This is a genomic window from Indolivaga macrotermitis (assembly GCF_900128985.1).
GTDB classification, from domain to species: Bacteria; Bacteroidota; Bacteroidia; order Bacteroidales; family Dysgonomonadaceae; genus Dysgonomonas_A; species Dysgonomonas_A macrotermitis.
In genome coordinates, this window is the sequence record NZ_FQUC01000020.1 from 55,136 (window position 1) to 61,135 (window position 6,000).

Sequence of the window (6,000 nt, forward strand, 5' to 3'; positions counted from 1 at the left end):
TTAAAAAAAGTTTATTATGGAAGGCAAAAAAAGACGTACTATTATGACTGTTGTCGGAGTCTGCTTGGTTGTTTCTTCTTTATTCTTTTTTATGCAGATAGGTGGACTCAGAGAAGCCGGAATAGTGGATAAAGCAAACCTCTTTATGCTCTATGGAATGGGAGCTATTATAGTAGGTATGATATGCTGTCTATTTGGTTTCCTTAGAGGGCACAGTCATTCTGAATGATAAAGTCGCACTGAATTAAGGTGGATAGATCTAAGAAATTGTTCGATTGTTGATGGATGAATAATTTCTTAGATTTATTTTTTGTGAAAAAAAAGAAGAAAAGCCACAAAGCCTTTCTCCTTCTGTTATTTTACGGTATACTTATGTCAATATAATTCGAACAAATAACCGATATTTATACCATAGTTGTAGCTACATCCTCTTTTTCCATCCCACGGTTTAATAACTCCAAACTGAAAGCTGCTACCTATATAAAAACCATTTACCATTACACTAAAACCGACTTGGGGACCGAAATTGAAACGCTTATATGAATCAAAAATATCGGGCTTTATACGTCCCTCATCTGAATCAGTCCAGTAACTTCCGGCAAACGCATAACGGGCGAAAGCACCGAAATCAAATCCAACGCTAACATCTTCGTCTCCTGCTCTTAGAGAAAGCATTAGAGGAACTTCCAGTGAATAGGTTGATGCCGAATAGTCAGGATTGTATTTCTTAGCTGATTTCGAACCGTCTAAGGAGACCAAAAGGCTTGGTTGAAAAAATAGCTTTTCACTTAATGGCGTACTCAACATTCCTCCGGCTTTAAATCCGAAACGGCTTTTAGCGTCAGCAGTACTAAGGGATGTTATATTTCCGGAACCTCTGAATCCGATAAAAGTTTGCGAGTAACTTAATGTATATCCCAATAATATAAAAAAGAGTAATAATACAGATTTTTTCATATGTGAAATTTTTACAAAAATAGTCTCTTTTTCAAGAAATCCCAAAATATGCCGATCTGAATATCAGAAAAGGAAGAACCCTATTGAAGTTCTTCCTTTTACAGTTTATATATAATCCGTAATAATCAGATAGATAACACCTTCAAGGTATTAATCAAATCTTCATTAACTGGTTTATTCTTTTTGATCGCTTTAGAGAATGGCACATAAACTATTTTATCATTCTGAATACCGATCATAACATTACGCTGATCATCCAAAAGTGCATCTATCGCAGCAGCTCCCATACGGCTCGCTAAAATACGATCGGCAGCAGTCGGAGACCCTCCGCGTTGCACGTGCCCCAAAATAGTAACACGCACATCATATTGCGGATACTCTTTTTTTACCCGTTCGGCCATGGTCATAGCACCACCGGTTATATCACCTTCAGTTACAAGAACTAAGCTACTATTTTTACTTTTTCTGAACCCATTAGAAATAAGTTCGCCTAACTGGTCAGACTCGAATACACGTTCAGGGATAATTGCAGCCTCAGCTCCTGTTGCCAAAGCACCGTTTAGAGCCAAATATCCGCATTCACGCCCCATTACTTCTATAAAGAACAGCCTTTCGTGTGAACTTGCTGTATCTCTGATCTTATCCACAGCATCCATAATAGTATTAAGCGCTGTATCATAACCGATGGTCATATCAGTACCATTCAGGTCATTATCAATAGTTCCGGGCAAACCGACAATAGGTATATTATGTTCCTGAGCCAAAATTCGTGCTCCTGTTAGAGAACCGTCTCCTCCTATAACAACTAGGGCATCAATGCCTTCGCGTTGCATAGCCTCGAAAGCAACCTGACGGCCTTCAGCTGTCATAAATTCTTTACAACGGGCTGTTTTAAGGATAGTTCCTCCTTGTTGGATAATATTACTGACACTATTGGTTTTGAAAGGGACGATTTCGTCAAAAATCAATCCTCTATAACCTCTCATAATGCCTTTTACCTCAATGTTATTGTAAATAGCAGCGCGGGTAACAGCACGAATAGCCGCATTCATACCCGGAGCATCACCTCCAGAGGTTAGAACGCCAATACACTTAATGTTTGCCATGATTAATTCAACTTATTTTATTATACAGATTTCGCTATTAGAGACGAAATGTCGGCGATTTTTTTCTCCACTTCTTCCATTTGCCATTTGGGGGTAGATGTGGCACCGCATACACCTATTGAAATCCCTTGCTTGATTACAGCCGGGTCGATTTCATCGGGTGAAGATACAAAATAAGAGTTAGAATTATACTTTTTACATTCAGAAAAAAGCACTTTACCATTAGAACTTTTTTTACCGGCAACAAAAAAGATCAGATCATGTTTAGTCGCAAATTCCTTTATGTTAGGAATACGATTGGATACCTGACGGCAAATGGTATCAAAGTACTCAAACTGAGCATCGGGACTTATTCTGGACGAAATAATGTCAATAACATCCTGAAATCCATCCAGTGGTTTCGTTGTTTGTGAAAACAGGCAAATATTTTTGGAGTAATCCAATTTATCCAGATCTTCTTTATGTTCGATAACAATAGCCTGAGAATCGGTCTGTCCCATCAAACCGTTTACTTCGGCATGTCCTTTTTCCCCGTAAATAACGATCTGGGTTTCATTATCTATTTCGTTGTTATGCTTATCCTTTATACGTCTTTGTAAACGAAGGACAACAGGACACGACGCATCAATGATCTCAATATTATTTCGTTTTGCAGTCTCGTATGTACTGGGTGGTTCTCCGTGTGCACGAAGTAATACTTTTACATTAGTTAGTTGACCGAATTCTTCATGATTTATAGTCCGAAGTCCCAGTTTTGCCAGTCTTTCTACTTCCAGGTTGTTATGCACAATATCTCCTAAACAGTATAAAACCCCACCTTTCGCCAATTCTTCTTCCGCTTTTTTGATGGCGTTTACCACACCAAAGCAAAATCCTGATTTTGAGTCTATTTCAATTGTATTCATTGTGATGTTAAAAAATTGAATTTATCGAGCAGCCATTGCATTTGCTGCTCCTTAGTAAGTTCTGAGTTATCGAGAACCAGAGCATCATCAGCCTGCTTTAAGGGGCTTTCGTCTCTATTCTGATCGATATAGTCTCTTTGTCTTATATTTTCCAAAACCTCGTCAAAGGTTGTTTTTGTATCATTCTTAGTCCGCAGTTCATCCAAACGCCTTTGGGCTCTGACCAGAGGATCCGCCGTTACAAATATTTTTAGTTCGGCTTTCGGAAATACTACTGTACCGATATCCCTTCCGTCCATAACAATACCTTTTTCGGCTCCCATCTGTTGCTGTAAATATACCATCTCTTTACGAACAAATCCGATTGCACTAACCTGGCTTACTTTTGCGGCGACTTCCATTGTCCGTATTTCTTTTTCGACATTCTTATCATTTAAATATACTTCGGGTAATAATGTCTCTTCATTCAACCTGAAGTTTACTTTAATAGAATGGATCGCCTTTTCCAATTCTGCCAAATTAAGATTTTCTCCATCAAACAATCCGTTCTGTATACAATACAAAGTAACGGCTCTGTACATTGCCCCGCTATCAATATAAATATATCCGATCTTTTTTGCCAGATCTTTGGCCATAGTACTTTTTCCACACGAAGAGAATCCGTCAATCGCAATTGTAATCTTTTTCATTCGGGTTATCTTTACAACAATAGTATATATATAATGTTCGTTAATTCTTGTTTATGAAAGCATCAGGGTTATGTAAGCATTTACTGTGCTCAATTATAGTAGATTTATGCTATATAGATATTAACTATATAATTCGGTGTAATATTTCAGAATTTAGAGATATCAACACCTAATGTAAAATGATACGATGTCGCTGATGGGTGGTACTTAGCGAAAGAGAAACCGACACTGAATTTCTGAATTTTAATTCCTGCACCGGCGTTAAAACCTCCAAATTTATTTCCTTCCTGTAATTTCAAATCATAATGTACTTTAGGATTGAAGCCCACGGCTATCCAAAAATTCTGAGAAGGAATAATATCCACACCTATTATTGTATGCTTAAACAGTGTTTTTACAAAACCATCATCACTACTATCTATTCCGTTTGCTTCGTCGATACGCGAAAAATCCCATTGAGTCAAATAAACACCGGTAAGAGAGAAGCGCACCGGTATATTTCTCAACTTTTTACTTAAGCCTACGTTAACGTCCCAGGGTAATCCAATGCGTTTATCATTATAAGATGATAGCTGGCTACCTATATTCTTTAATACTAAACCGGCGGAAAATTCGCGGTCTTCGTTATAATAGCTTAATCCAACATCAAAGCCTATGGCAGTAGAGGTATAATCTGCATAAGATGATGAGATGAACTTGGCAGTGACTCCTCCTCTCAACCGATTGCTTAGCATATGGCTATACATACCATTTACTACAATATCTTTAGCCGAAAAACCTCCTAATTCTTCATTATTCTCTGTAGTCTCCTTAAAGTCACCGTAATCAAGATAACTCACACCTATAGCGAAAGCATTCATGTCACGGATAGATTTTCCGAAAATAGCACTTCCCACCTTTATATCTGCAATATATGACATGAAGCTAACATTCGCGTTCATATTCATCTCTTTTCCCAAAGCCGCCGGATTCTGAAAAACCAAAGAAATATCGTTCTCTATTACAGAGACGTTAGTTCCTCCTAAAGCATTTGCGCGGGTAGATGTAGGCAGGTCTAAAAAACGGTATGCTTTTTCTCCTTCTTGAGCCTTTATGCTTAGAACAGAGATTATATATATAAATACAGTAATATATCTTTTTACTTTTGTCATACCTAAAATTGACTTTGTTCAGGTTTTACAAAGATAGTTTTATTCTTTCACATAATAATAAATGTCCGTTTGTTATCAATATCCTAATATATATCCCGATGCCTTCTTATTATACTTAAACTCTTGAACAATGCGAATCGATAGTAAAAAACATTCTATCTTCTGATGTTGTAGTTTTTATAGAAAGGTGACAGTAACTAAACAAAGGTGACATTAGAGTGTTACCGGAGTGTTACCTTTGTCACCTCTTTATTTTGTTTTATATCAATCGATTACCCTTTTTAAAGTAACAAAGGTGACAAAAGTGACACCATTTTTGAAGATTTTTTATTCTTCATTTTTGGTTTTTAATTCTTAGTTTCAATATATCAAAGAGCCCTCTTTATATATAATAGATAAATATATCACGGATTTATGATTGAGAGACATGCTTTAATTTTTTATATTATCGACTAATGCTCATCTTCAGTTGACAGGTATGAGCGAAATCGTGTGTAAGCAAAAGAACATTTTCAACTACTGATTCGTATGAATAAGAAAAAAATCATATATTTGCCCCATCAAACAACCCTTTACCAATAAGGAATGACTCATATTTTCACACATAAAAGCATTAACAATTCTCTAAATTTTAACAGTTTAGATTTGCCATTGTGTGCTGAAATATTAGAGAGAGAGAGAGAGAGAGAGAGAGAGAGAGAGAGAGAGAGAGACGCATCACAGGGCGTTAACTAAACAAAATTTCTTATTGTGTCAAAATAACGGGACATTTTTTTATGTCTTCGTTTGCTTCGTCATATATATCCATTTCCAAATAAGTTGGCTGGGCAGATTGCGTCCGGTAGGATCATTGTTGTTTTGTTGTCGTTCGAATACTACTCGGGATAACAGTTTACCATTGGGCCAACTAATCCATGCAGCAGGGTGCAGTGTCTGCACTTTGCTGCTTTCTTTTGTATCAAAACAATCACTTTACATTATAAAAACAACAGAAGAGTCTCCGACTCCAAAAACAACAAACAATGAAAAAAAAGATTCTTTTACTGATGGGAGTATTCTCATTGGGAATAACCAATGCTCAGGTGGGAATAAACACACAAAATCCTTTGGGGGTATTCCATGTAGATCCAAAGGGGGATACTAATGCAAGTGGTACTAGTGGGTATGCGGATGATATTTTTGTAAACAGCAA

At 36.9% G+C, this 6,000-nt stretch carries 7 protein-coding genes; 1 reads left to right on the forward strand and 6 read right to left on the reverse strand.

The genetic code is table 11. The annotated features are described in order from the left end of the window. Positions 1-16 precede the first annotated feature (16 nt). On the forward strand, positions 17-229 hold the full coding sequence (locus BUC12_RS18180; protein WP_062185021.1) for a hypothetical protein: 213 nt from the start codon (positions 17-19) through the stop codon (positions 227-229). Between the two features lie 146 nt (positions 230-375). Here the strand turns inward: BUC12_RS18180 and BUC12_RS18185 are convergent, their stop codons facing one another. The 6 genes from BUC12_RS18185 to BUC12_RS20155 form a co-directional block, all read right to left on the reverse strand. Then, a complete protein-coding gene (locus tag BUC12_RS18185; protein WP_062185024.1) occupies positions 376-957 on the reverse strand; it encodes an outer membrane beta-barrel protein in 582 nt (193 codons plus the stop codon). A 125-nt stretch (positions 958-1,082) separates the two neighbouring features. Beyond that, positions 1,083-2,063, reverse strand: a complete 981-nt coding sequence (gene pfkA, locus BUC12_RS18190) for a 6-phosphofructokinase (protein WP_062185027.1) — start codon at positions 2,061-2,063, stop codon at positions 1,083-1,085. Positions 2,064-2,083: 20 nt separating this feature from the next. Next, positions 2,084-2,968, reverse strand: coding sequence for a 4-hydroxy-3-methylbut-2-enyl diphosphate reductase (locus tag BUC12_RS18195; protein ID WP_062185030.1), 885 nt, complete (start codon positions 2,966-2,968; stop codon positions 2,084-2,086). Next, complete coding sequence (gene cmk / locus BUC12_RS18200) at positions 2,965-3,657, reverse strand: (d)CMP kinase (RefSeq protein ID WP_062185034.1); 693 nt, start codon at positions 3,655-3,657, stop codon at positions 2,965-2,967. The genes BUC12_RS18195 and cmk overlap by 4 nt, the downstream gene beginning before the upstream one ends. A 146-nt stretch (positions 3,658-3,803) precedes the next feature. Continuing rightward, positions 3,804-4,808 carry a type IX secretion system protein PorQ gene (gene porQ, locus BUC12_RS18205; protein WP_062185039.1) on the reverse strand — a complete coding sequence of 335 codons (1,005 nt, stop codon included), beginning with the start codon at positions 4,806-4,808 and terminating at the stop codon, positions 3,804-3,806. Positions 4,809-5,582: 774 nt separating this feature from the next. Beyond that, positions 5,583-5,747: a hypothetical protein gene (locus BUC12_RS20155; RefSeq protein ID WP_175552650.1), complete on the reverse strand. Its 165-nt coding sequence runs from the start codon at positions 5,745-5,747 to the stop codon at positions 5,583-5,585. Positions 5,748-6,000: the final 253 nt, after the last annotated feature.

Bases quoted from the DNA above. Each gene is read 5' to 3' on its own strand.
- cmk (WP_062185034.1), bottom strand. From the start codon at position 3,657: ATGAAAAAGATTACAATTGCGATTGACGGATTCTCTTCGTGTGGAAAA.
- porQ (WP_062185039.1), bottom strand. From the start codon at position 4,808: ATGACAAAAGTAAAAAGATATATTACTGTATTTATATATATAATCTCT.
- BUC12_RS18195 (WP_062185030.1), bottom strand. From the start codon at position 2,968: ATGAATACAATTGAAATAGACTCAAAATCAGGATTTTGCTTTGGTGTG.
- pfkA (WP_062185027.1), bottom strand. From the start codon at position 2,063: ATGGCAAACATTAAGTGTATTGGCGTTCTAACCTCTGGAGGTGATGCT.
- BUC12_RS18185 (WP_062185024.1), bottom strand. From the start codon at position 957: ATGAAAAAATCTGTATTATTACTCTTTTTTATATTATTGGGATATACA.
- BUC12_RS18180 (WP_062185021.1), top strand. From the start codon at position 17: ATGGAAGGCAAAAAAAGACGTACTATTATGACTGTTGTCGGAGTCTGC.